Consider the following 1,666-nt stretch of genomic DNA (forward strand, 5'->3'; position numbering starts at 1 on the left):
GGCTTCGGGTGGTTAGTCTCACCTGCCTCGTCAGGGACGCGCACACGCGGGTACGGGAATATCAACCCGTTATCCATCGACTACGCCTGTCGGCCTCGCCTTAGGTCCCGACTTACCCTGGGCGGATTAGCCTGGCCCAGGAACCCTTGGTCATCCGGCGGCAGAGTTTCTCACTCTGCTTTCGCTACTCATGCCTGCATTCTCACTCCCACACCCTCCACGACTCGCTCACGCGGCCGCTTCCCTGGATGCAGGACGCTCCCCTACCCATCCACACGACTACACAATCCTCCCGAAAGAAGAAAGCGGATCTATTGTATGAATGACACAGCTTCGGCGGTGTGCTTGAGCCCCGCTACATTGTCGGCGCAGGACCACTTGACCAGTGAGCTATTACGCACTCTTTCAAGGGTGGCTGCTTCTAAGCCAACCTCCTGGTTGTCTGGGCAATCCCACATCCTTTCCCACTGAGCACACACTTAGGGGCCTTAGCTGGTGTTCTGGGCTGTTTCCCTCTCGACGACGAAGCTTATCCCCCGCCGTCTCACTGCCGCACTCTCACACCACGGTATTCGGAGTTTGGTTGATTTCGGTAACCCGGTAAGGCCCCTAGACCATCCAGTAGCTCTACCCCCATGGTGAAACATACGACGCTGCACCTAAATGCATTTCGGGGAGAACCAGCTATCACGGAGTTTGATTGGCCTTTCACCCCTACCCACAGCTCATCCCCTCAGTTTTCAACCTAAGTGGGTTCGGGCCTCCACGACGTCTTACCGTCGCTTCACCCTGGCCATGGGTAGATCACTCCGCTTCGGGTCTAGACCACGCGACTCACACGCCCTATTCAGACTCGCTTTCGCTACGGCTACCCCACACGGGTTAACCTCGCCACGCAGCACTAACTCGCAGGCTCATTCTTCAAAAGGCACGCCATCACAACCCGAAAGGTCGCTCTGACGGCTTGTAGGCACACGGTTTCAGGTACTCTTTCACTCCCCTCCCGGGGTACTTTTCATCTTTCCCTCACGGTACTAGTCCGCTATCGGTCACCAGGAAGTATTTAGGCTTACCGGGTGGTCCCGGCAGATTCACAGCAAATTCCACGAGCTCGCTGCTACTCGGGAACACCGTCCAAACACAACGCAGCAGTTTTCGCGTACGGGACTCTCACCCTCTCCGGTCACGCTTCCCAGACGTATTCCACTAACCACCACGCGCATCCCCAGGAATGTCAGTCCCTGGACAACGGGTCCCACAACACCGCACACACAACACCTGACAGCTTGACATGCATACGGTTTAGCCTCCTCCGCTTTCGCTCGCCACTACTCACGGAATCACGGTTGTTTTCTCTTCCTGCGGGTACTGAGATGTTTCACTTCCCCGCGTTCCCTCCACACCGTCTATATATTCAACGGCGGGTAACACCCCATCACGGGTGCTGGGTTTCCCCATTCGGACACCCTCGGATCTCAGCTCGGTTGACAGCTCCCCGAGGCTTATCGCAGCCTCCCACGTCCTTCATCGGCTCCTGATGCCTAGACATCCACCATGTGCCCTTAATAACTTGACCACAAAGATGCTCGCATCCACTCTACAGTTCTCAAACACCACACCCAGAGGCCTGTTGCCTCAGGACCCAACAGCATGCCAGCAAACAACC

General features: G+C 56.7%; 1 rRNA gene. It reads right to left on the minus strand.

From position 1 onward, the window contains the following. Positions 1–1,576, minus strand: a 23S ribosomal RNA gene (locus BM199_RS33095); the annotation flags it as partial. Positions 1,577–1,666 lie beyond the last annotated feature (90 nt).

This window comes from Amycolatopsis marina (assembly GCF_900111885.1).
GTDB lineage: Bacteria > Actinomycetota > Actinomycetes > Mycobacteriales > Pseudonocardiaceae > Amycolatopsis > Amycolatopsis marina.